General features: G+C 61.8%; 21 protein-coding genes. 2 read left to right on the top strand and 19 right to left on the bottom strand.

What is annotated here, in order from left to right:
- Complete coding sequence (locus FQ192_RS11235; protein ID WP_149658688.1) at positions 1–378, bottom strand: hypothetical protein; 378 nt, start codon at positions 376–378, stop codon at positions 1–3.
- Positions 379–555: 177 nt separating this feature from the next.
- Here FQ192_RS11235 and FQ192_RS11230 point away from each other — a divergent pair, with 177 nt between their 5' ends.
- Positions 556–1,362: a class I SAM-dependent methyltransferase gene (locus FQ192_RS11230; RefSeq protein WP_149658687.1), complete on the top strand. Its 807-nt coding sequence runs from the start codon at positions 556–558 to the stop codon at positions 1,360–1,362.
- Between the two features lie 351 nt (positions 1,363–1,713).
- On the opposite strand, the gene FQ192_RS11220 is transcribed toward FQ192_RS11230, so the two are convergent.
- The 17 genes from FQ192_RS11220 to FQ192_RS11140 form a co-directional block, all read right to left on the bottom strand.
- Positions 1,714–2,412, bottom strand: a complete 699-nt coding sequence (locus FQ192_RS11220) for an N-acetyltransferase (protein ID WP_149658685.1) — start codon at positions 2,410–2,412, stop codon at positions 1,714–1,716.
- A gap of 115 nt (positions 2,413–2,527) precedes the next feature.
- Complete coding sequence (locus tag FQ192_RS11215; RefSeq protein WP_149658684.1) at positions 2,528–3,319, bottom strand: ChbG/HpnK family deacetylase; 792 nt, start codon at positions 3,317–3,319, stop codon at positions 2,528–2,530.
- Positions 3,291–4,496: a GNAT family N-acetyltransferase gene (locus tag FQ192_RS11210; RefSeq protein ID WP_149658683.1), complete on the bottom strand. Its 1,206-nt coding sequence runs from the start codon at positions 4,494–4,496 to the stop codon at positions 3,291–3,293. Before FQ192_RS11210 ends, FQ192_RS11215 begins: the two co-directional genes overlap by 29 nt.
- A 4-nt stretch (positions 4,497–4,500) precedes the next feature.
- A complete protein-coding gene (locus FQ192_RS11205) occupies positions 4,501–5,190 on the bottom strand; it encodes an N-acetyltransferase (protein WP_149658682.1) in 690 nt (229 codons plus the stop codon).
- Between the two features lie 86 nt (positions 5,191–5,276).
- Positions 5,277–7,196, bottom strand: coding sequence for a hypothetical protein (locus FQ192_RS11200; protein ID WP_149658681.1), 1,920 nt, complete (start codon positions 7,194–7,196; stop codon positions 5,277–5,279).
- Entirely contained in the window at positions 7,193–8,497 is a 1,305-nt protein-coding gene (locus FQ192_RS11195; RefSeq protein ID WP_149658963.1) for a lipopolysaccharide biosynthesis protein, read from the bottom strand. The genes FQ192_RS11200 and FQ192_RS11195 overlap by 4 nt, the downstream gene beginning before the upstream one ends.
- Positions 8,494–9,495, bottom strand: coding sequence for a polysaccharide deacetylase family protein (locus tag FQ192_RS11190; RefSeq protein WP_149658680.1), 1,002 nt, complete (start codon positions 9,493–9,495; stop codon positions 8,494–8,496). The genes FQ192_RS11195 and FQ192_RS11190 overlap by 4 nt, the downstream gene beginning before the upstream one ends.
- A 12-nt stretch (positions 9,496–9,507) precedes the next feature.
- On the bottom strand, positions 9,508–10,644 hold the full coding sequence (locus FQ192_RS11185) for a glycosyltransferase (RefSeq protein WP_149658679.1): 1,137 nt from the start codon (positions 10,642–10,644) through the stop codon (positions 9,508–9,510).
- On the bottom strand, positions 10,637–11,605 hold the full coding sequence (locus FQ192_RS11180; protein ID WP_149658678.1) for a glycosyltransferase family 2 protein: 969 nt from the start codon (positions 11,603–11,605) through the stop codon (positions 10,637–10,639). Before FQ192_RS11180 ends, FQ192_RS11185 begins: the two co-directional genes overlap by 8 nt.
- Positions 11,602–12,969 carry an O-antigen ligase gene (locus FQ192_RS11175; protein ID WP_149658677.1) on the bottom strand — a complete coding sequence of 456 codons (1,368 nt, stop codon included), beginning with the start codon at positions 12,967–12,969 and terminating at the stop codon, positions 11,602–11,604. Before FQ192_RS11175 ends, FQ192_RS11180 begins: the two co-directional genes overlap by 4 nt.
- On the bottom strand, positions 12,966–14,060 hold the full coding sequence (locus FQ192_RS11170; protein WP_149658676.1) for a glycosyltransferase family 4 protein: 1,095 nt from the start codon (positions 14,058–14,060) through the stop codon (positions 12,966–12,968). Before FQ192_RS11170 ends, FQ192_RS11175 begins: the two co-directional genes overlap by 4 nt.
- Positions 14,057–15,649 (bottom strand): Wzz/FepE/Etk N-terminal domain-containing protein, encoded by a 1,593-nt coding sequence (locus FQ192_RS11165; protein ID WP_149658675.1) that lies wholly within the window; start codon positions 15,647–15,649, stop codon positions 14,057–14,059. The genes FQ192_RS11170 and FQ192_RS11165 overlap by 4 nt, the downstream gene beginning before the upstream one ends.
- Positions 15,650–15,666: 17 nt before the next feature.
- On the bottom strand, positions 15,667–16,695 hold the full coding sequence (locus tag FQ192_RS11160) for a polysaccharide biosynthesis/export family protein (protein WP_149658674.1): 1,029 nt from the start codon (positions 16,693–16,695) through the stop codon (positions 15,667–15,669).
- A gap of 22 nt (positions 16,696–16,717) precedes the next feature.
- Positions 16,718–17,365, bottom strand: a complete 648-nt coding sequence (locus FQ192_RS11155; protein WP_149658673.1) for a CpsD/CapB family tyrosine-protein kinase — start codon at positions 17,363–17,365, stop codon at positions 16,718–16,720.
- Positions 17,366–18,112, bottom strand: coding sequence for a sugar transferase (locus FQ192_RS11150; RefSeq protein WP_149658672.1), 747 nt, complete (start codon positions 18,110–18,112; stop codon positions 17,366–17,368).
- Positions 18,113–18,133: 21 nt separating this feature from the next.
- Positions 18,134–19,180 (bottom strand): NAD-dependent epimerase, encoded by a 1,047-nt coding sequence (locus tag FQ192_RS11145; RefSeq protein WP_149658671.1) that lies wholly within the window; start codon positions 19,178–19,180, stop codon positions 18,134–18,136.
- A complete protein-coding gene (locus tag FQ192_RS11140; protein ID WP_149658670.1) occupies positions 19,177–20,529 on the bottom strand; it encodes a UDP-glucose/GDP-mannose dehydrogenase family protein in 1,353 nt (450 codons plus the stop codon). Before FQ192_RS11140 ends, FQ192_RS11145 begins: the two co-directional genes overlap by 4 nt.
- 389 nt (positions 20,530–20,918) lie before the next feature.
- Between FQ192_RS11140 and FQ192_RS11135 the strand changes: the two genes are divergently transcribed.
- Entirely contained in the window at positions 20,919–22,616 is a 1,698-nt protein-coding gene (locus tag FQ192_RS11135; RefSeq protein ID WP_149658669.1) for a sulfatase-like hydrolase/transferase, read from the top strand.
- 20 nt (positions 22,617–22,636) lie between these two features.
- Here the strand turns inward: FQ192_RS11135 and FQ192_RS11130 are convergent, their stop codons facing one another.
- Complete coding sequence (locus FQ192_RS11130; protein ID WP_149658668.1) at positions 22,637–23,587, bottom strand: YncE family protein; 951 nt, start codon at positions 23,585–23,587, stop codon at positions 22,637–22,639.
- Positions 23,588–23,660 lie beyond the last annotated feature (73 nt).

Raw genomic sequence — 23,660 nt, 5'->3', positions numbered from 1 at the left:
TCAAGGCATCGCCTGGACCTGACGGGTGAGGCAGGCCAGCAGGCACGACGGGTCGAGCACTTCGTCATTCACGTAGATGCCGCGCTCCGGATCGTAGGAACGGATAAACACCCGCACATTGGCATCCGCCACAGTGGGCAATCGGGAATCGTAGAACACATGCTCGCTGGCGATGGGGATGAAGTCCTGGGGCGCGGTCGGGATGTACGCGCGTGGCGGCACCGTGTTCAACGTCGGCGGCGCTGGATGCGCGAAGGGCTGATTGGGTCCGTAGTAGATCATTTCACTGCTGGAACTGTCGGTTTGCAGGGGGCTGTCGTCGGCGAATGCAGCGCTGGCGGCAGTCAGGACAGCTAAGAAGAACAGCGTGTGTTTCATGGCAGCACCTGTGCAATCGGTTATCCCGCATTTCCCCAAGGCCTTTAACTATAGCTGCCGTAGGGCCACGCGTTCGCGACGGTCCGATTACAACATCGCAACAAAGCCCCGATGTGGTTTTTCCGGACGCTGATCTAGACTCGTGCCGGTCAATAAAAACGAGATCTGGAGTGCGCAATGGACATGCCGACCAAACAACAAGCCGTCGCCAGTAACCGCGAGGCCTGGAATGATTCCGCCAGTCATCACAAGGACGGCCCCGAATGGCAGGGCGTGCTCAATGCCGTGAGCCAGGCTGATTTTTGCTGCATCGATGACACCCTGCGCGGTGTGCTGGAACAGGTGGGCGTCGAGGGCCAGGACGTGGTGCAACTGGGCTGCAATAACGGTCGCGAAAGTCTTTCACTGTTTGCCCTGGGCGCGCGGCGGGTAGTGGGGGTGGATCAGTCCGCCGCGTTTCTTGAGCAGGCCCGGGAACTGGGGGCCCGGTCGCCCCATGAGGCCGAGTTCATCGAAGCCGACATCCATCATCTACCGACAGCGCTTGAGGGGCGTTTCGATGTGGCGCTGATCACCATAGGTGTCTTGAACTGGATGCCGGACATCGCCGAGTTCTTCTGCCACGCCGCGCAAGTCCTCAAACCGGGTGGGGCACTGGTGATCTACGAAGCCCACCCGTTCCTGGAAATGCTCGACCCCGAAGCCGCCGACCCGTATCGCCTGGACAGCTCGTACTTTCGTAGCGAGCCGTTCGTGCAGCACCAGCCGATCGTCTATGAAGGCAAAGTCGAACAACCGGCGGCCGCGTCCTACTGGTTCGTCCACACCCTGAGCGCCATCTTCACCGCCGCCCTCGACGCCGGGTTGCAGATCAGCCACTTCAAGGAATACCCGCATTCCAACCGCGAAGAGGCGTATGACCGGTATGAACGGCAGGTGGCGCAGTTGCCGTTGTGTTTTACGTGGGTGGCGGTGAAGCGCTGATTGCCTAAACCGAGTTTGCAGCGTACCCAATCCCCCGTAGGAGCAAGGCTTGCCCGCGAAGGCAATCCCGAGGACGCCGTCGCGGGCAAGCCTTGCTCCTACATTGCTCACGATCGTTCCCACGCTCTGCGTGGGAACGCCTCAAGGGACGCTCCGCGTTCCAGCTCTGGAAAGGGACGCGGAGCGTCCCGGGCTGCATTCCCACGCGGAGCGTGGGAACGATCAACGGCACAAAACCAATGTAGGAGCAAAGCTTGCTCGCGAAGGCAATCTCAGGGACGCCTTCGCGGGCAAGCCTTGCTCCTGCAAGGCGCCAGGCACAGGTTGAGTGTTAAAACTGGCTGATGGTGTTCAGGCCCCAGCCGGCGCCCCTGCCACCACGGGCCGGCCCGGTTTGCGCAGTGTGTCGAGGCGCGAGCCGGTGTAGCGGGTTTCGCGGTAGAGGCGCCAGCGGCCGCCGAACAGGCCATACACGTGGGTCACGCGGCCCTGTTCGTGGTAGCCCATGCGGATGTGCAGTTTCAGCGCCGGGATGTTGTGGGTTTCGCAGACGTCCACCACTTTGTTGCAACCCTGGGCGGCCATGGCTTCCCAGAGGGCGACTTGAACATCCACCGACAGGCTGGTGCCGAAATAGGCCCGGGTCATTTCACCGCCGAATTCGAAGAACTCACCCGGCTTGACCGGGAACCAGCAACCGTAATAGTGCCGGTCGTGGTAGTCGCGGGTGCTGCCCCAGATGAACGCGACCGCGTGGCTTTCCTCGTCCAGGTACATGTGCCCGGTGTGACCTTCGGCGGCGAGTTCGGCCATGGTCCCGACGCGGTCACCAAAGTGCTTGGTGAAGGCGATGGCGTTGTCCGGGGTGATGGTCACTTGGCGCAAGCCGACATAGGGCCGCAACTTGTGCGGCGGCACCGGACTGACCAGGTCACGCTCCATCCACAACAGCTCCCAGTGAAAGTACACGTAGCGCTTCCAGAAGGCTTTGAACAGGTTGCCCAGACCTTTTTGCCTGATGCGTTCGCGCAGCTTGTCGATGACGTTCATAAAGCCCTCCATGGCCAAGGCCAAGGTGATGTGGGGGATGCTTTCGATGGGTATAGATCAACGCTGTAACTTCATGTCAAAGCGCCAGCTTTGAATATGTTGCAACTTGTGTAACTCATTCGAGTGCAGCTGTGCCGCCCGGCAAATCCCTGCTCACAACGGCGTAGGACACCCGCTCGACACCCGTAAGGCGCCGCTCTAGCACTTGGGTTAGTGACTCGCCGGGGTTCAGGTATGCATCGCCAAAATCCGCCCCGAGCTGGTTGGGATGAGCGACGATTTCCAGCAAGCCGTCGGTCGGCACGGGGGCGTTTCGAAGGTCCACGGGCGTGCAGACATAGTCCGCCGTCGCGCCGGCCAGGTTCTGCAAGCGCCGATTGAGCAACCCCTTGAACGCGCGCTTGGGCAGGCTCAGGTTTTGCCCCAGATTCCGTGCCAGGCGCACAGCCACCCCTTGTCGTGCGGCAAAGCGCGCGACGATCTCGCCGATGGGCCAGATGTTGTGCACGTGCTGGTGGGAGTCGATATGACTGGGCCGTACGTCGTGATCCACGCAGTGTTGCCATTGCGCCTGGAGCTCGTCCATCACCGCTTCCCGGTCCAGGCGATTGAGCCAAAGGGTGTGGCGGGGCAGGTTGAGGTCAAACTCGCCCTGGCTGTCGCAGAACGTCGAGCGTTCGAGAATGCCCTGGCTCAGCGGCCGGCCATAGGTGAGGTTGAAGTGCAGGCCGATGCGTCCCTTGAGCAGCGGATGCTGGGCCATCAGGCACGCGGCTTCGAATGCCGGCATGTTGGCCATGGCCGTGGCGGAGCTGATGACCCCGGCCTGGAAGGCGCCGAGGATCACCGCGTTTTCGCATGGGCTGAGGCCGAAATCGTCAGCGTTGACTATGACTTGGTGCGGCATGTTCGCCCTCCGTGGTTTTTTCAATGGGCGCAGGGCTTTTGGGCTCCGGTGCGGGCGCCGATATAACTGCCGCCGCCCGTTTCGCCCGCCATGTTTGCAACGCCGGTTTGAGCCGTTGCCACACACGCAACGCCAGCCCCAACGCGAGGCCGCTGGGGCGCCAGGAATAGAAGCTCCAGCGCCAGTGCTCCAGTTGCCCGGTCATGCGTTCGTGGAGTTGATGACTGGAGTTTTCCAGGCTGACCCGCGAGGCATCGATCCAGCGCCAGTTGTCGTCCAGGCCCCAGCGAATCCACTCTTCGAGCAGGACCCGGCCGCTGCCCAGGTCGGCGTATTGCGGCAGGAACGCCAGGTTGTAATCGTACAGCCGGCCCTGTTCCAGCAAGCCCAGGCGATAGCTGATGCAGCGCCCGTCCAGTTCCAGCACCACCACTCGCACCAGGCCACGAGCGGCGAGGGCGGTGAAGGCGCGATCCATCCATTGTCGATGGCGTTCGTCGGCGAAAATGCCGACGCCTTCATCGCCTTTCCAGCTCACCGCTTCGACTTCGCTGATGGCTTGCAGCAGCGGGCCCATGGTCGCGGCGTCCGGGGTGATGCGTCGCACCTGGGCACCACACGCGGCGATGCGTTTGCGCGCGCGGCGCAGTTTGTAGCGCGGATCGCCCGAGACTTCCTGGCGATCCGCTTCGCTGATCAGGTGCACCGGCACCTTGCAACTGAGGCGCCGTTCACCGGTAGAACAGTGAGCCATCCACACCGTCAGGGCACTTTCTTCGCCCGTGGGTTCGGACAACTCGTTGAGTTGCAGTAACGCGTGGGGCAAACGACGGCGAATCACGATCAATGCCTTGTGGATGCTCTCGGCATCCAGGCAAGCGAGGAGCGCCAGACGATCGGTCAGCGGGTAGCCGAGGTGATGCAACACCCGGAACGGTAACCTGCCAAACCGTTCGCGAGTCGCCACCAACGGCAGGCATAGCGCCAGTTCATCACCCCGCCAGCCGAGCAGCACGTGCAGGCGCTCGCCGTCCTTGAGCGCCAGTTCCGCAGCGACCAGCCAGGCCAGGGTGTTGAAAGGTGTGTGGTCCGTCACTCGCAGGCGCAAGGCTTCATAAGCCACTGCCGGAAAGTCCGGGGCGCACAGCGAAGTGCGCCATTCGAATCGCGTCGCCATCGGGTCAGGTCGCCTCTGCTGCAACAGGGGTCGGCGTCGGTTTGCGCAAGGCATCCAGACGCGAGCCGCTGTAGCGGGTTTCACGGTAGAAACGCCAGCGACCAAACAGCTCGTAGACGTTCATGATTCGTCCTTGCTCCTTGTACCCCATGCGAATGTGCAGCTTGAGCGCCGGGATATTGTGGAATTCACAAACATCCACCACGGTGTTGCAGCCCTGGTCAGCCATGGCTTTCCACAGGTCCAGTTGCAGGTCCACCGAAAGCGTGGTGCCCCAGTAGGCACGGGTCAGTTCGCCACCAAATTCGAAGAATTCGCCAGGCTTCACCGGGAACCAGCAACCGTAATAGTGTTTGTCGTGGTAGTTGCGCGCGGCGCCCCAGATGAAGGCCACCGCGTCACCTTGATCATCCAGGTGCATTTGGCCGGTGTAACCCTCGCGGGCCAGCTCAGCCATGGTTCCCACCCGGTCGCCGAAGTAACGAGCGAAAGCGCTGGCGTTGTCAGGGGTGATGTTGACGACACGCAGCGGCGGATAGGGTCTGAGTTTGTGCGGCGGAACCGGGCTGACCAGATCGCGCTCCATCCACAGCAATTCCTGGTGAGAAAAGACGTAGTGCTTCCATATTTTGTTGAACGTGGGGCGCAGTCCTTTTTGCTTAATGTGTTCGCTGAGTTTCTTCAAAATTCTCATGTTATTAACTCCTGACGGGATCGGCCGTGAGTGGAGTAATACAACGCGCGGCGACATGCCGGCGCGGCCATGCATTCGAAGGGCGGTCATGAGGCAGTCCAGCTCAGGGCGAACAGGGTTTGCCCCGGCAGGTCGAAGCTGACGCGACCGTCCTGGCAGTGGAAGGGCGCGTCGCGGCTGCGGTTGTCGGCGCCGAAGTAGCGCAATGAACCCTTGGTCAGCGGACAGTTCGCCCCACTCAGGTCGATACGTTGCAAGCGCGTGCCTTTGTTGACCCCCAACAGGCCGCGTTGCAGGTCGGTGGCCATGGCCAATACGTCGACCTCGAAAGCGTCGTTCTCCAGGAGCATCACATCGCGAAGCCAATGCTGCTGGATGAACTGCTGGGCCAGGCCCACTGGTTTGATCTCGAAATGATCGTCATCCAGGACCTTGAACATGCCCTTGGGGTAGTTCGGCTCATCGGCGGCCTGGAACCAGTTAAGCATCTCCAACAAGCCGTCCTGGGCCGAATTGATCGCCACCGAAGCCCACCAAAGCGAGGCGAAATGGGTTTCCTGATCGTAGGGGCTCAGGCTCGAGCCGCTGGACATATTGGTCTGGTCCAGCAGCAGCGCCTTGCGTGGTCGCCCGTTGGCGTCCAGCCCCACCAGGTCGGCGGCGCGGCGCACGCTGTCGCGGTAGACCCGGGTCGCGAGCAAGTCGCGAATCATCCATTCGTGCCAGGCCAGGGCGTCGATCTGCTCGCCGGATTCCGCCAGCAGGCGCCGGGCCCAGTCGATGCCACGCTTGTCCGCCGCGTTGTCGGCGAAGGGGCCGTTGACCAGCCGCGAACTGGCCGGCATGGCGATGCGAATACCGGCCTTGGCATTGCCGGGGTTGCTGCGCACCTGCCGGGCCATGCTGTTGAAGAGGCTCTGGTAATGGGCGTAGTCGGGGTAGTTGAGGTTCGGCTCGTCAGCGAAACCGATGTAGTGGGTGCCCTTGCCGCCGAGGGCGCGGGTGCTGGCGAGCCAGGCGTCGAGGCCGCTGTTGCTCGTGGTGTCGGCGCGCAAATCGGCTTGGCGTTGGCTGCCGGCGAGCAAGGTGATGTCCTGGGTGATGCCGAAGCGATCCTGATAGACCCGGCGGAACGCGTCTTCGTAATCCGGCTTGCGCTGGGTGATATCGACGAAACTGTAGTAACTGGCCGCCTTCGCACCCAGCGCATCGAGCACCGCAAAACTCGACGGTGGCGGCATCACGTAGGGCAGGGCGACGCCCAGGTTCGGGGTTGGCCCGAGCACTTTTTTGTGCAGTGTCAGCCGGGTCTGACCGTTGTCTTCACGCAGCGGTTTGAGTTGCTGCGGGTTCTGCGCGAACAGATTGGCCGTGCCGTCGAGCCAGAACGCCACCTTGCCGCTGCCCCGCAGGCGCAGGCGCCAGGTTTGTTCGCTGTTGCTGACCGGCAGTGCAACTTGATCGAACTGCCAATAGGCGCGATAGGGTTTGAGCGCCAGCAACAGTGGTTGGTTGTCGCCCACGCGCTGGGCTTGCAGGGCGCCGACGCCACCGTGGAACTTGCCGGCCAGCACCGCGTGTTCCCCCGGTGCGACCTTGAAGTACAACTCGTCGCCGTCACGGGCTTCGGCACTGAAATGCACCTTGGCCGGGGCGAACAAGGCCACTGTGCGTTCGTCGTGCTCGACCTTGTAGCGGCGGAAACTGTAGCCCGGAATCTCCAGCTGATAACTGGCGGCGCCGGGTGCCAATGGCCAGCTCTGGGTCCCTCGGGCTTCACTGGCGGCGATCAGGCGTTCGCCCGCCAGTTTGCCCTGGCCATCGACCAGATAAATATGTTCTTCGTTGGCGTCGGCCTGCCACGCCGGCGTCCAGCGCACGGTCACGGTGTCGGGGCGATCCGCTTGCAGGTACAGGCTGCCGTCACGAATGTCGGACCAACGCATCGATGCCGCTTGAGCGTCGAGTGCGAAGCCCAGACTCAACAACAGCGCCAGGCGATTCATGCGGACTTCCGTTGCAGCATCAGCAGCATCGGCGCGACGTCGCTGGGCAGGATGATCAGGGTTTGCCAGACCGCCACGCCACTCAAGCGGCAATACATCACCAGCAGCGCGACGGTCACCGCCAGATAGGCAATGGATGAAGCGGCGGCGGCGCCGACGATGCCGTAGGCCGGAATCAGTACCAGGTTCAGGGCCAGGTTAAGCAGCGCGCCGATCCCCATCAGCAGCGACACGGTGCCGGGGCGATTTTTGCCCAGCAAGTCCAGGCGCAGAATGCTGGCGTAGCACAGCCCCAACAGTCCCGGCAGCAGGGCGAGCAAGGCCGGATACGCTGGCTGATACGCGGCGCCGAACAGCGTGACGATCAGCCATTCGCCGATCACCGCCATGGTCAGGCAGGCGCCGAGCATCACCGTGGCGGTCAGGCGCAGGGCCAGCGGGGTGACTTTGTCCATGCCTTCGTCCTGTTGCAGCAGGCGTTTCATCAACGGCGTAGTCACTGCTTCCGGGACGATCAGCAACAACTCGGCGGCCGCACTGGCCATGGCGTAATGCCCCAACGCGGTGCTGCCGAGCAAGGCGCCGATAAACAGGTAGTCGGAACGCAGGATCACTTGCTGGAACAGCAAATCGGGATGGCTGCGGGCGCTGTAGCGCAGCAGCTCATTTTGACTGGCGCGGTCCCATTGCAGGGTCAGCGGTTGATTGCGCTTGAGCCAGACCCACCCCGCCAGCACCACCAGGCTGATGCCCGCCAGCCAACTGATCAGCGCCGCTTCCAGGGCGGCGGTTTTCCACATCCAGAACAGGGCCAGGAACAGCAGCAACGGTGCCAGGGACTCCACCAGGCGCAAGGCGTTGAACGCCACCACGCCGCCGGACGCGTTGTGCAAGGTCAGCAAACCACTTTTGAGCACGGTCAGCGGCACCGCCAGCAACAGCAACCAGGCGAGCAAACCGAGTTGGGTGGTAATGTCCAGTTCGCTGCCGAATTCCCGGGTCAGCGCCACCACCAGCAAGGTCAGCAGCAGTGCCAGCAGGCAGCCAAACACCAGCACCTGGCTCAGCAGCAACCCCATCGGCCGTTGCTTGGCCGCCTGATAACCCACCGCCGAATTCAAGCCGCCGCTGGTGGCGGCGCTGATCAGGTCGGGCAGGGTGCTGAGCAGGGCAAACAAGCCGCGCTCGCTCGGCCCGAGAATCCGCGCCAGTAACACGTTGCGCAGCAGGCGCAGGCCGATCATCGCCAGCTTGGTGCCCATGCTCAGGGCCAGGTGCTTGAGGTAATGGCTGCGACTCATGGCCGTGCCCCGCGGTAGATGCGCCACGACAGCAACTCCGGATTACGCGCCGTGCGCTGGCTGACACCGAAGCGCGGCAACGCCAATGGATCGCTGGCGCCGCGATAGATGCCGGTGCCGGTGCCCAGGGCATAGGGAAAGGCATGGTCGGCGACCTGTTGCCGGACGCGCGCATCGTGATCGCCGTTGGGGTAGCAGTAGACCGGCAGCGGCCGGTTGCAGCCGTTCAACAACGCATCGCGGCTGCGGCTCAGTTCTTCATCCAGACGTTGATCGTCGAGGCCGGTGAGGATCGCGTGACTGGCGCCGTGGGGACCGAAGCGCACCAGCCCGGAGGCTTCCAGCGCACGCACTTGCTGCCAGTCCAACGCCTGGGGCAACGACTCTTCGGGGCACTCGTCGGTCAGGCGGCTCAAGTCGTCCGGCGCCAGGGTTTTCAGGCTTTGCAGGTAGTGCAACAGGGTCAGGCTGCGGCGGTCCACATCGACGTCATCCATCAACACCGGCAGGGGCCGGCCGACCTGTTGCAGGCATTCGATCAGGTGCATCCGGGCTTGTTCGCCATGGCTGCCCCACAGGGTTTCACCCAGGCTTTCCCACCAGAAGCGCTGGCGACTGCCGATGAAATCGGTGGAGAGGAAGATGCTTGCCGGCACCTGATATTTTTGCAGCAGCGGGAAGGCATTCACCGCGTTGTCGCGCCAGCCGTCATCAAACGTCAGTGAGACCCTGGGCCGCTCCGAGCGCAAGGTGCCGGGGTGCAGGATGTCCATCAGCGGCACGCAGTCGAAGTGTTTTTTCAGCCAGACCAGCAAGTGCTCGAACGCTTTGGGCCCGACGCACAGTTCATTGCGATGGGGCAACTCGGCAGCGCGGTCGTTGGCCAGCACCCGGTGCAGCATCAGGATCACCCCGGCGCCGTGCAGTTGATTGCGCCCCACCGAGGAGTTGAGGTAGAGCCAGCCACTGGTGCGTTTTAATAATTGTTTGATCGCCATGGCACGCGCCTCTCATCGATTTTGCTCGGGGTTCCACTGGCTATACCGCTGGCCACGCAGGAACTGCCACAGACCGATACTCATCCCGGCAAGGGTCACCAGAAGGAACGCGGCGAGGCGAAAGGGTTTGGGCAAACGGTGTTGCACATCCAGCAGACCGGCAATGGCCACCGCGTAACCGAGCAGTTGCGCCACCAGGCACATTTGATAGAAACCGTGGTCGTTCCACAGCCAGAAATTGCTCAGGAATAACGGCACCAACAGGATCGGTGCCAGACGCCGGATCAGCTTGTGACTGATCAGCGCCAGCGAATACAACCCATACTTCAGCGGATTGAGCAGCACGCTGCGCTGCGCCAGGCTTTGCAGGCCACCGACGGTGACGCGCTGGCGACGACGGAACTGTTTGTCGGCTTCATCGACGCCGTGGTCGATCACCTGGGCCTCGGGCACATAGACGATGCGTTTGAACGCCACCGGCGCGCAGGTGCTGATAAAGAAATCATCGTTGACCTCCGCCGGCACGTTCTCGAACAACTCGCGGCGCAAGGCGAGCAGGGCGCCATCGGCGGAGACCATGCACCCGGTGCGGTTTTCCACCCGACGCAACCAGCCTTCGTAGTGACGATAGAGGCTGTCGCCGACACTCAGCCCACCGCCGGTGACCGGGATCACCATGTGCCCGGCGCAGGCGCCGACCTTAGGATCGGCCAGTGGCGCGAGCAAGTGGCCGAGGGTGTCGCGGGACCATTGGTTGTCGGCATCAGTGAACACCAGGATGGCGCCGGTGCTCAGCGCCACACCGGCATTCAAAGTTGCGGCCTTACCCTGGCGCGGCAGGTCGAGCACGGTAATGCGCGGGTCGATGACCTTGTGCGCGCAAGCCACGGTGTCATCGGTGGAACCATCGCTGACCAGGATGATTTCCAGCGACGAAGGCTGGTAATCCTGGGCGAGTAAGGTGCGCAGCTTGTGCTCGATGTGTCGCGCCTCGTTGTGCGCGGCGATTACGATGCTGATGTTCAGCGGCGGCGCGAGGTCGTGACGCCGCACCGCAAACAACGGCGCCAGCAGCGTCAGCAACAGCGGATAGCCAACGTAGGCGTAAACCGGCAGCAACAGGCACAACCAGAAAATGAATTCAGCCACGGGCGGGCCTCCTGGCATTCCAATGACACAGGCTGAGGATGAACGCGGCGCCGGCCAGGTGCAGGCGCACCCAATGCAGGCCCCACAGTTGCAGGGTCAGGAGAATGTCACGGTGTTTCAGGCTCTGGCGCAGGCTCAGGAGCAGCCCCGGCAGTAAGGTGATCATGACCATCACCGCCGCGTGGTGCGGGAAACCGTCCAGCAGCGCGGAAACCGCCAGGAAGTCGAGCAACCAGACCAATAGCGACAGGACTGGGAACCGTAACAACCGCAGGCTGTAGCCGTGGGTGCGCAGCAGTTGCAGGTGACTGCCCTGGCGCCACATCTCCTTGCCCATCCATTCGCGCCAATTGGCTTCATAGCCCCAATGCAGGGCGACGCTTTCATTGACCGCCATCAAGCGCGCGCCAGCCGCTCGCAGGCGCATGGTCAGGTCCTTGTCTTCGCCGGTGCGCAGGGTTTCGTCGAAGCCGCCGATCTGCTCGAACCAGGTGTGGCGCATCAGCAGGTTGGAAGTGGGCAGCCATTGCACCGAGTGCAGGGTGTGGCTGGCAGGACGTAGCGTGCGACGTTGCCAGGCATCGGCGTACCACGGCGCTTGCGCCGGGGTGTGCAGGTCGAGGCCGAAGACATCGGCCTGGGCGCGGGATTCAAGTTCGAACAGCAGGCTCAGCCAGTTTTCCGGCATCTCGACGTCGGCATCGATGAAGGCCAGCCATTCCCCGGTGGCCAGCGCAGCACCGCGATTGCGCAGCGCTCCGATGAGCAAGCCGGGGAGCACTAACACCTGCGCGCCGAACTGCCGGGCAACCTGCGGGCCGTGATCCTCGGAGCCGTTATCGACCACGATCAACTCGCATTCCACGTCTGCCGCATCGGCGGCCTTTTGCGCGGCGAGCAAGGTCCGGCCGATGTGCCGGGCCTCGTTGAACATGGGGATCACAATACTGATTCGTTTCATGCCTTGGCCTCTGTCAGTGGCGCTTGTTCTGCCTTCAGGCGCAGGACGCTGGTCAGGGCCAGCATGATCCATACGTATTTTTGGTTGGGGGCGCTGAGGAACATCAAAAACAGCGTCAGCGACAGGAAACTCATGCCCAGGTGGGTCATGAAATCGGCCTCCGGCCAGTTGCGGCGCAGCATCCAGGCGCGGCGGGCGCGAATCAGGTTGTATACGCCCAGCGCCATCATGCCGACGAACAACAGGCCGGCGGGAATCCCCAGTTCGCTGAAGATTTCCAGGTAGGTGTTGTGGGCGCGGCGATAGAGGTCGCCGACTTTGCGGTTGGCCGAAAAGGCCTTGGCGTAACCGGTGGTGGCGTAGTGCAGCGGAAAGGTCCCGGGGCCGCTGCCCAGCAGCGGATTCTCGCGGATCATCTGGCCGCCGACGACGATGTAGGAGGCGCGACGGCCGAGGGATTCGTCCTGGCTCTTGGCGCCCGCGCTCAGAATGCTCAAGGACTGAATCCGGGCGACATAACCAGGGGGCATCGCGTAGAGCGCCAGCGGAATCGCGATCGCCAGGCCGAGCATGGCAAACCCTAAATGCCGTGGCCGGATGCGCGTCAATTCTGCGCGATAGTGCCAGGCACCGATCATCAGGCTGAGGAACAGCACCACCAGCCCGGAACGGGATTCGGTCTTGGTCATGCCGCCCAACAGCGCCAGGCAGCACACGCCCCAGGAAATGCGGTGCAACAGGTTCGGGCTGCGGATCACCAGCAACAGGCCCAGGGGGACAGCGAAGGCGATCAGCATGGCAAAGGCGTTCGCGTCTTCCAGCAGGCCGGCGGCACGGCCCTGGTCCTGATACTTGGTGGAAAACATCGTTAATACGCAGGTCACGGTGACACTGAGGGTGACCAGTTTGGCGAACAGGTCCAGGTTCAGCTCGCGACCCACCAGCAGCGTGATGACAAACAGAATCAGGCCAACGCTCAGTTCCCGCAGGTGACCCATCGATACACCCATGTCATCGGTATTGATCGTGCTCAGCAGGTACAACACCATGAACCAGATCAGGAAACGCCAGATGTTGCTGCGCAGGCGTTCGGACGGAATCTGGTGCAGGGCCAGTTGCAACATCAGGATCAACGCCAGCGAGGCGCCGACGAATTTGGTCCCCGACAGCGCGCTGTCCTTGAAGAAACCCTCGAACGGCACCAGCGCGACGATCCCCAGCAAACCCCAGCCGGGCTTGCGATAGAGCACCGCCACACCCACCAGGCCGAGTACGGCGCCGGGGGCCAGGAACGGATAAGGGCTGGCCAGCAAACCGAGGCAGACCAGGCCGAGCAGACTGATGATCGAGAGCGGAAAGATCACGCGCGTGCCTCCCGTGCAGTACGGATATAAAGCTGCGACCAGCGTTCGGCGAGGGCCTTGAGGTCGTAGCGATCCAGTTGTGTACGTTTTGCGTTGCTACTCAATTCGCCGGCCAGTTTCGGTTCCGCCAGCAAGGTGCCGATCTGCCGGGCGAGGGCGGCGCTGTCGGTCGGCGTGGCGAGCAAGCCGTTGTGCCGGTCTTCCAGGACATCGGGAATACCGCCGACGCCAAAGGCCGCCACCGGCACACCGGCCTGCATGGCTTCGAGCAAAATCATCGGCGTGCCTTCGGTGCGCGAGCTGATCACCAGCGCATCGAGGCGGCGCCACCACACCGTCATGTCGGTCTGATAACCCGGCAGGGTGATGCGGTCCTGCAAACCCGCATCGCTGATCCGTGCCAGCAGGGTGTCCCGTTCCGGGCCGTCGCCGAGCATCACGGCGTCCAGTCGCGGGTGTTGCAGGCACAGCGGAATCAGCGCATCGAGAAACAGGTCCGGGCCTTTTTCACTGCTCAACCGCCCGACGTAACCGGCCAGCCAGCGCTGGCGATTGACGCGGTGCGGCAACAAGCCCTTGGTGGCCGGCAAGCCATTGGGGATCACTTGCAATTTCTCCGCCCGGACACTGGCCTGACGGCACAGGGTCGCGATGCTTTCGGCCACGCAGACCACGCGATTGACCGAGGCGGTGCGGCACAGTTGCAGGCTCAACCAGGTGTAGAACTTCTGCTTGCGGCTGCGCGGCGTGAAGCCGTGCTGGGTAATCACCAGCGGCAAGCGCAACAGCGTTGCGCCGACCCAGCCGAACAGCAGGCCCTTGAAGTTGTGCGTATTGATCAGCGGCTGTTCCGCCCGACGCTGACGCAAATGCCCAAGCAACGCCCCCAGCCCCGTGCAGCCCTGGCAATCCACCCCGGCTTCGCGGAAGCGTTCGATCAGGTCTGGCGGCGCATCGAGAAACAGCACCTGGTGCTGTCCCGGCGTCGCCAGGCAGTGATCCAACAGCATCCGCTCAGCTCCATAGAAGCCGCCGCTGCTGAGCAAATGAATGATCGGCAGGGCGCTGGAGGGAGTGAGCGGCGCGTTCAATTGCGCACCCAATGCACGAAGCTCGGCACGGTCCAGTTCTTGTGCGGATTGTTTGGCAGCGTGTTCTGATCGTTGATCACCAACAGTACCGGCAGGCCCAGTTCGTGGGTGATTTGCGCTGGATGCTTGAAGCGGTGATCGAAGAACTCACGCACGTAGACCAGGGCAATCGCCAGTAACAGACCGGTAAACAAGCCGAACGGAATGATCAGGAACGGCTTGGGAAACGCCGGGGCCGTCGGTTCATACGGTGGGCTGAGCACCCGGGCGTTGGACAGGTCGTTGTCCAGCGAGCGGGCCGAGCTGCTTTCGGCAAAGCGTTGGGCGTAGGTGCCGAACGCCGCATGCAGAGCGTCGATCTCGGTGTCCAGCTGCCGCAGCTTGCTCTGGGTTTCCTGCAACTGGTGGATGCGGTTCTTGAAGTCGGCGATGCGCGCGGTTTTCTGATCGATCACCGAGCCGACAATCGCCAGGTCACTGGTGCGTTCCTGAATCCGGTTGCTCACCACTTTCAGGAACTGCTGGCGGGTACGGGCAATTTGCTCGCGGGTCAGCAACATCGGTTCGCTGCCGGGCTGGAAGATCGCCAGGTCGTTCATGTAGCGACTGACTTGGGTGGTCAGTGCCTCGCCCATCTGTTTGATCTCGCGATCTTCAAAGGCGACGTTGTCCACGGTGGTGGTGAAGGTGTAAGGGAACGTGTAGTCGTTGAGCTTCGACGCACTGGCCGCGGCCAGGCTGGTTTTCAAGTATTCGAGCCAGCGTTGGCTTTGCAGACGGCGGTCCTGGTACAGATTGAGTGCTTGCTCCTCGGTGTTGATGGCGTTGAGGCGGAAGGTGATTTCCTCCTTGGGATCAGACGAGCCGATGGCTTCGAGCAACTTCAGGCGGTTGCCTTCCAGACCGTCGAGACGCACCTCGTATTGCTGCTTCTTGGTTTCATAGAAGCTTTGCGGTAGCTCGATGGACTGCAGTTCCTGACGGCTGACCAGGTAGTTTTTCAGCAATGTCGCGACAAACTGGGTGCCCTGTTTCGGATCGCCAAAGCTGTAGACGATGGAGATCACGTTGGAGCCCGGCAGCGTTTCGACCTTGAGCTTGTCGATGGCCTCCTGGGTCAGCGTATCCAGCGCCGTGTCGCGCACCGGATCGGTCTCCATGCCCAACGCGGATTTCGCCGGGTTGATCACGTATTGGCGCAGCGGCGTGGTGACATAGCGATTGAGCGGCTCGGACACCATTGTGTTGAACATGCCGGGAGCGGGTGTGTACTCGCCCTTGTCCCGCAGTTCGCTGATGGTCTGGCGAATCAGGGCCGGCGAACGCAGGATGTTGCTTTCAGTTTCCATGTCCGCCAGTGACGGCGGAATGAAACTGGCGTTTTCCTGATTCAGCGACGTGGTCGCGTCGCCCTGGGAGAGTTTTTTCGACTGGACGATCACTTGCGCGGTGATGTCGAAGCTTTGCTTGAGCACCAGGGGCAAGATCAACGCGATGACTGCAAAGACCAGGAAGACGCGCTTCACCAACTGCTTATTGGCGAAGAAGATCCTGAAGAACTCGTGCAGGTAGTTTTCCTTTGGATTCATGTCAGGTCACCTGGGAGTCAGTTGTTGTTATTGCTGTCTTTGTTGTCGACGCGGTAGCCGAAGCTGAAGCCCACGCCCTGGAACAGCACCACATCCGCCAATTGCCGTGCGAGCTCACCGGCGCTGGCCAGTTTCGTCTTGGGCACGTAGAGCATGTCGTCCGGTTGCAGATAGGCAATCTGCGACGCATCGCCGGACAAGGCTTTTTCCACGTCATAGCGCCGGGCCTGAACCTGATTACCGTTGCGGCGCATGATCACCACCGAATCGAGCCGCGCTTTGACGTTGGTGCCGCGGGCAAGGGTCAACGCTTCCAGCACCGAGACTGGCCGGCGAATCGGGTAGGAACCCGGCTGGCCGACTTCACCCAACACGTAGATTTCGTTGCCCGCCGTGGACTTGAGTAGCACGTCGACGGTCATCCGTCCCGGCAGGGTGGCGTAGCGTTTGTTGAGGAAGGTTTCCAGTTGATTGACGGTCATGCCTTGCAGCGGCACCGCGCCGATTTCCGGGAAACTCGCATAACCGTCGGTGCCCACGGTGATCTCCCGGCTCATGCCGGTAGCGGGGTGGTTCAGGGCACTTTTGAGGTTCGATTCGTTGCTCAGCGGGCTGATGATCTGCACGGTCAGCTGATTACGGTTGGGCTGGAACAGTTGTTTGCGCTGATAGGCACGCTGGATCTCGGTGCGCGCTTCTTCACTGGTCAGCCCGGCGATTTTCACCGACGTGTTGGCCCCCGGCAGTTCGATGGTGCCGTCGGGCAGCACCAGTTGATTACCGTTGAGCTGGCTGGCCGCGGTGAAGTTCAGGCCGATCTGGTCCCCGGACTGCACGCGGTAGGCGTCCGAGCCGCTGGTGCTGATGTGGAAGATCACGTCCAGCACATCCTGGGGCCGCAAGGTCTGTTCGACCCTGGGCATGTCGGTAGCCTGGGCATTGGCCGGCGAGGCCGTGAGGATATTCACCGGCATGTTCTGGGTGTCGGAATTGCTGGAGCAACCTGCAAGCGGCAGCAACAGCAGGACAAGCATTTTGGCGTTCATGGCGTCATCCTTTTCTGGTTGCTTACAGGTTTTTGTAGAGCCATTTGGGCATGTAGTACTTGCGTCGGTTGAACACGCTGCCGACCAGTTTCGCCCCGGCCTGGGTCAGGCGCTGGACCGCGGCCTGGGCCACTTCCCAGCGGGTGTCTTCAGAGCGCACGACCATGATCACGCCGTCCACCTGGGTGCTGATGACCAGGGTGTCGGCGGCTGAATACACCGCGTCGCCGTCGATCACCACAAAGCGATAACGGCTGCCGAGCTGGTCGAGCAACGGGCTCAGGCGTTCGGCGGTCAGGTGTTCGTTGCCGCGCAGGTGCCGGCCGTTGGGCAGCACATCGAACGGCAGGCTCGACACCTGCAACAGGCAATCCTGCAACAACGGCGGGGCGCCGGTGCTGAACAGCAGGTCGCGGAAGCCGCGCTCCTTTTGCAGACTGAGCTGGGCCGTGAGGTTGGTCGCCGACTGGCTGGCGTCGACCAGCAGCACTTGACCGCTGCTCATCTGCGCCAGTTGGCTGGCCAGCACCAGGGCGCTGGTGGTGGTGCCTGCGCCGGGGTTGGCGGCGGTCAGGAATAGGATCCGCAGATCTTGATCGAGCACGGTCGAAGTCAGGTTGGACTCGCTCGGGTTGGCGATGCTTAGGGCTTTATTCGATGAACCGTCCATTTAACTCGCTCCGTGGCCGCTGAATACTTTGAAGGGGGTTTTCAACAGGATCTTCAGATCAAGCAAGAGGCTCTGCTCGGCGATATAGCTGAGGTCCAACTCAACGCGCTGGTCGAAGTCGATATTGCTGCGTCCGGAGATCTGCCACAGGCCGGTCATGCCGGGGTAGATGCTCAGGCGTGCAAGGTGGTTATCCTTGTAGCGGTAGGCGTTGAACGAGGTCGGCCGAGGGCCCACCAGGCGCATGTCGCCGGTAAAGACATTGATCAGGTTGGGCAGCTCGTCGAGGCTGCTGCGCCGCAGGAACCCACCGATGCGGGTGATGCGCGGGTCCTTGTCGATCTTGAAATCGATGGCGTCGGCCCCGTGCTTGTTCAGGTGGCGCAGGGACTCTTTAAGCTCCTCGGCGTTGGCCACCATGGTGCGAAATTTGTACATGCCGAACACGCGACCGCGATAGCCGGTGCGTTTTTGCACGAACATGATCGGGCCCGGGCTGCTGAACTTGATCGCCAGGGCCAGGCCCAGCAACAGCGGCGAAATCAGGATCAGGATCAGCAGGGCACCGAAGCAGGCGACAACCCGGTTGGTGCGCGACAAGGTCCAGGGCCGGCCACCGTCGCGACCGGTCATCCAGCCGCGACCCTGCATGTGGATCGCGGTGTCGAGGCGCATTCGGTGCTCGGGGTCCAGGCGCTTGTCACGGCGCATATTCTGAAGTGGCACACCTTTTTCATGTCCAGTCATAGACTCCTCCGCTTGGAGTTCTCAGCCCTGTAGCTCAGCCGCAAGCGGCGCGTGGGCGTGCAATGGGTAGTAATCGCGGAACCAGGCGACGAACCGGCGAAGGCCCTCGTCGAGTTCGATGCGCGGTTGAAAACCGGTGTCCCGTTCCAGATCGTGAACATCGGCACAGGTGTTGAGCACATCGCCCGGTTGCAGCGGCAACAGCTCGACATTGGCTTTACGGCCCAGGTGCTTTTCCATCAGGGCCAGGTAATCCTTGAGTTCCACCGGGCGTTCGCCACCGATGTTGTAGATCCGCCACGGCGCCATGCTGCTGGCGGCGTCCGGTTGTTCACGGTCCCAATCCGGCGCGGTGCTCGGTGGTTGATCGACCAGGCGGGCGATGCTTTCGACGATGTCGTCGATGTAGGTGAAGTCCCGTTGATGCTGGCCGTAATTGAACAGCTTCAACGGGCTGCCCTTGACAATCGCCTGGGCGAAACGGATCGGCGACATGTCTGGCCGACCCCAGGGGCCGTAAACGGTGAAGAAGCGCAGCCCGGTGCTGGGAATGCCGAACAGGTGGCTGTAGCTGTGGGCCATCAGCTCATTGGCTTTCTTGGTGGCCGCGTACAACGACAGCGGGTGATTGACCCCGTCATGGGTCGAGTACGGCGTGTGTTGATTGGCGCCGTACACCGAACTGGACGAGGCGTAGATCAGGTGTTTCACCGGATGGTGCCGGCAGCTTTCGAGAATGTTCAGGAACCCGCTGAGGTTGCTGTCCAGATAAGCCTTGGGATTATCCAGCGAGTAGCGCACCCCGGCCTGGGCAGCCAGGTGAAGCACCACTTCCGGTTGCTCTTGCGCAAACAAGGCTTCGATGGCCGGGGCGTCGGCCAGGTCAATCTGCGCCAGGGGGAAATTGCCGACGTGCTCCTGCACCCAGCGCACGCGATCGTGCTTGAGTTGCGGGTCGTAGTAGTCGTTGAAATTATCCAGCCCGCAGACCCGATGCCCGTCGCGCATCAACCGCAACACACAATGGGCCCCGATGAATCCCGCCGCTCCCGTCACCAGAATATTCATGGGCGCGGACCCTCCGGCGCGATGTGCCGCAGGCCGATGCCGCTGTAGTGCAAACCGGCGGCGGCGACCTGTTCCGGGTTGTAGAGGTTGCGCCCGTCGACGATCACTTTGGAGCGCAACTTGCTCGCCAGCAGGTCGAACTCCACCACCCGGAAATTCTTCCACTCGGTGCAGATCACCAACGCATCGGCGTCTTCCAGGGTGTCGTCGCGGGTGGCGCACAGGTGCAGGTCATTGCGGTAGCCGTAGAGGCGCCGGCATTCGGACATGGCTTCCGGGTCATAGGCCTGCACACTCGCGCCTTCGGCCCACAGTGCCTCCATCAGGTAACGGCTCGGGGCTTCGCGCATGTCATCGGTGTTGGGCTTGAACGCCAGGCCCCAGATGGCGATGGACTTGCCGGCCAGGCCCTGGGGGAACTGCGCTTTGAGTTTGCTGAACAGGATGTGCCGTTGCGTGTCGTTGACGTCGGTGACGCTGCGCAGCAGACGCAACGGCATGCCGTTGTGTTCGGCGGTGTGCAGCAGCGCACGCAGGTCCTTGGGAAAGCACGAGCCGCCAAAGCCGCAACCGGGGTAGATAAAGTGATAACCGATGCGTGGGTCCGAGCCGATGCCCTTGCGCACCGCTTCGATGTCGGCGCCCAGCAGTTCGGTGAGGTTGGCCAGCTCGTTCATGAAACTGATGCGGGTGGCGAGCATCGCGTTGGCCGCGTACTTGGTCAGCTCGGCGCTGCGGTTGTCCATGAACATGAGCTTTTCATGGTTGCGGCAGAACGGTGCGTAGAGTTCGCTCAACTGCTCGCGAGCGGTGTCATCGCTGGTGCCGACGATGATCCGGTCCGGGCGCATGCAGTCGGCGAGGGCACTGCCTTCCTTGAGAAATTCGGGGTTGGACACGACCCTTACGAACAGCGCATCTTTGCCCCGGCGGTGCAGTTCTTCATTGGCGGCTTCGGCCACCTTGTCCGCAGTGCCCACCGGCACGGTGGATTTGATGATCAGGGTGCGATCCGCTTCCATGAAACTGGCAATCTGCCGGGCCACGTTCAGCACATGGCTGAGGTCGGCGGAGCCGTCTTCATCGGCTGGCGTACCGACCGCGATAAAGATCAATTCGGCATGTTCGACCGCATCACTGGCCTGGGTCGTGAACAGCAAACGACCGGCCTTGATGTTTTCTTCCAGCGTGCCGGAAAGTCCCGGTTCACTGATTGGTGGAACTGCCTGTTGCAACTGTTTGATCTTGTTCGGATCGATATCGACACACAGCACGCGATGTCCGACATCGGCCAGTGCGGCTGCTTGAATCAGGCCAACGTAGCCCGTACCAAATACGCTCACGTCCATATTGGCGTGCCTCGTAAGACGGTGGAAAGATCAGGAATTAGACTGTCAAAAGGGGTATAGCCCAGCCGCGGCAAAACGTGTCAGCAAAATGACATGTTGCTTTGCTAGAACAGCCCCATTTTTGGGGGCGATTGGCCATCAAGTGCTTGCTGTATCTGGATTTGCCGCGGTTTTGACGGGTTTTTCACATGTCGAAGAAAACGATAAACGGTCGAAACGCTTGAATTACAAGGGCTGTAGCGCCTTGAGTGTGTCAGATTTGAGTCAACGTTTTTTTGACGCTTTTCGAAAAAGTCGGGCATTTCTTGCGGTTTGATGGCCCGGTGCTAGTGTCAAAAAATGGCCGACAATCTATTGGCCAGATGCCTACGACGAGCAGCGTAAATACTATGATTCGATATTTAAAAGAACTGCTGTTAGTTCTCTATTTATTCAAGAGTTATGACTATTACCTTGAACGCCTGAACGCCATGGGCATCGGTATTGCGTTGTTGTTATTTTGCGCAATGTTTGTGGCGCTGACGGTGGCGCTGTTCATGACCGCGTACATCCGCCAGACGCTCATCAGGCATCTATTCGCTTTAACGCTGTTTGTGTCGGCCGTGTTCTTTGACGTTTATACGAAAGTGACCGCTGATTACCTGACTTACAGCAGTTTTGTGTCGTTGGTGTATTCCGGCGGTTTCATTCAGGAAGCGGCGTACCAGTACCGCGATCCGCTGATCAGCGGCCTGCTCAGTGGCCTGTTGCTGCTGTTCGGCATCGGCCTCAAGCCCCGTCGGCGGATGCCGCTGCCGGGGGCATTGCTGGCGGCGGCGCCGGTGCTGGGGGTGTTGCTGCTCAGTGCGGTGCTGTTTGTGCGGGCCGGCGAGGGCGCCCGGGGCCTGCCGGTCATGTACACGCCGCTGGCCTACCTGAACCTGTTCACCTATGAAGCCCTGCACAACACCGTCGGCCCACGGGAACCGGTGAAACTGGGGCGCAACGATCAACCGGTAGGCCACGACATCGTATTGATCATCGACGAGAGCATTTCCGGCAACTACCTGGACATCAACGCGCCGTTCGGCGTGCACAGCAACCTTAAGGAAACCCGCCCCGGCGTCGACATCTTCAACTATGGCTATGCCGTCTCCATTGCCAATTGCAGCGCCGACACCAACGTCACCCTGCGCTACGGCGGCACCCGCGCCGACTACATGCGTATCAACACCACGCTGCCGTCGATCTGGCAGTACGCGAAAAAGGCCGGGCTGCGCACCGTCTACATTGACGCCCAGCGCACCGGCGGCAACCTGCAGAACCTGATGAACGACGCCGAGAAAAAAGACATCGACGCGTTCGTGCAATTCGACCAGACCAGCGTGCGCGACCGCGACATGGCGGCGGCGGCGAAGCTGATCGAGCTGCTCAATGACGACCAGCCGCAACTGGTGGTGATCAACAAGGTCGGCGCGCATTTCCCGGTGCACGACAAATACCCCGACGCCTTCATGGCCTACCGCCCGACCTTGCCCCGCGGGCAGTTTGTCGAAGTGGCGGACACCGGCAAGCGCGATGGCTTCAATGGCCAGCCGGACGACTGGGTGCTGTACCGCAACGCCTACAAGAACACGCTGCTGTGGAACGTCGGGGAGTTTTTCTCACGGGTGTTCGCCCAGGCGGATTTGAGCCATGCCACGCTGATCTACACCTCGGACCATGGCCAGGATCTGCATGAACGCGGCAACCCGGGGCTCAATACCCACTGCGGCGGCGACCCGGTGGAGGAGGAAGGGTTGGTGCCGTTGGTGGTGATTCAGGGCAGCGGGTTGAAGACCCTGGACTGGTCGGCGCAATTGGCCGGCAACAAGGATCGGTCGAGTCACTACAACATCTTCCCGACGCTGTTGCAGTTGATGGGGTATGACCTGGCGGGGGTTGAAGCGGAGTATGGCAAGCCGCTGAGCGTGGCGACGGCGGACGAGTTCACCTTCAACTACCGGTTCAACGCGCGGTTGGGGGCCAAGCCGGAATGGAAACATATCGATCTGAAGACGATTGTCACGCCGGCGCAGGCGGCGACGAGTGTGGCGGTGGGGCAGTGAGGTGTTGACCCGCCCGCCCTTCAATCCAGCGCCATCACGCAAACGGCGTTCCCGGTTGAATCGCAGAGGTACAGGCGTTTTGCATCGGCACTGAACACCGGGCTCTGTGGATACTCACCGGCCTGGAACTGGCTGACGACCTGCCAGGTCCGGGTGTCGATAATCGAGACACTGCGCACAGCCGCGCTGCAACAGCACGCGAGGCCTCCGACCGGGCTGAAGGTGAAACCGTGGGGCAGGGGCGGGGCGGGCAACAGGTCCACCAGGGCGTAGCTCGACAGAGCAATCTTCGCCACGACACGGTCGGCCGTCCGATAGGGCGCGTACCCAAAGTCACCCGCCGGGCTGATGGCGAACTCTTCGAAGGGCTCGGGCAATGACAGGACGGTGGTGATCTCGCCAGTCGCCGTATCCATTGTCTTCAGCTCGTGATGGAGGTAGTCGCAGAAGAACAGGCGCCGGTCAGGACCGAGAACGGCGGCGCTGGCAAACGGACCGGTGTCGATACGCTCAAGCAATCTGCCGGCTACGGCGTCAATGACACAGATCTGGCCCCTGGCATGGCTGTTGGCGTTGATGTAAACGCGCTCGCCCTCGGCATCAATTGCGATTGCATGGCCTTCGCTGGCGGCGATTTGGCCGATGATCCTGCGTGCCGGAACGTCAACGACCACCACCAACGGTTTGCCCAGCCCGGTGACATAGGCCCGGGTGCCAGTGGGGTCGAAGGCGATGGCCTGGGGCCGGATGGGCAGCGGTAAGACGGCGCTCACGCGCAAGGCTTCGGTGTCGATCACCGAGAGCGTGCAGTCCTGGGTGTTACAGACCCAGGCCTCTGAACCGAGGGGCGCCAGCGCCAGGCTGTTGGGTTCACGACCGACTTCGATGACCCCGTGGATGGTCGACCTGCGTCGGTGTTTGCCGACCGTTCTCGCGTCGGTCTTTTGCGGACTGTGTACAGACGTCTTCATGATCCAGGCACCTATCCTGCAACACCAACGTGCAATGCGTTTAACATCCCGGTATCAAACGCTCCTTGTGTGA

This window comes from Pseudomonas sp. ANT_J12 (assembly GCF_008370045.1).
GTDB lineage: Bacteria > Pseudomonadota > Gammaproteobacteria > Pseudomonadales > Pseudomonadaceae > Aquipseudomonas.
This window is presented reverse-complemented; position numbering and strand designations above follow the sequence as displayed.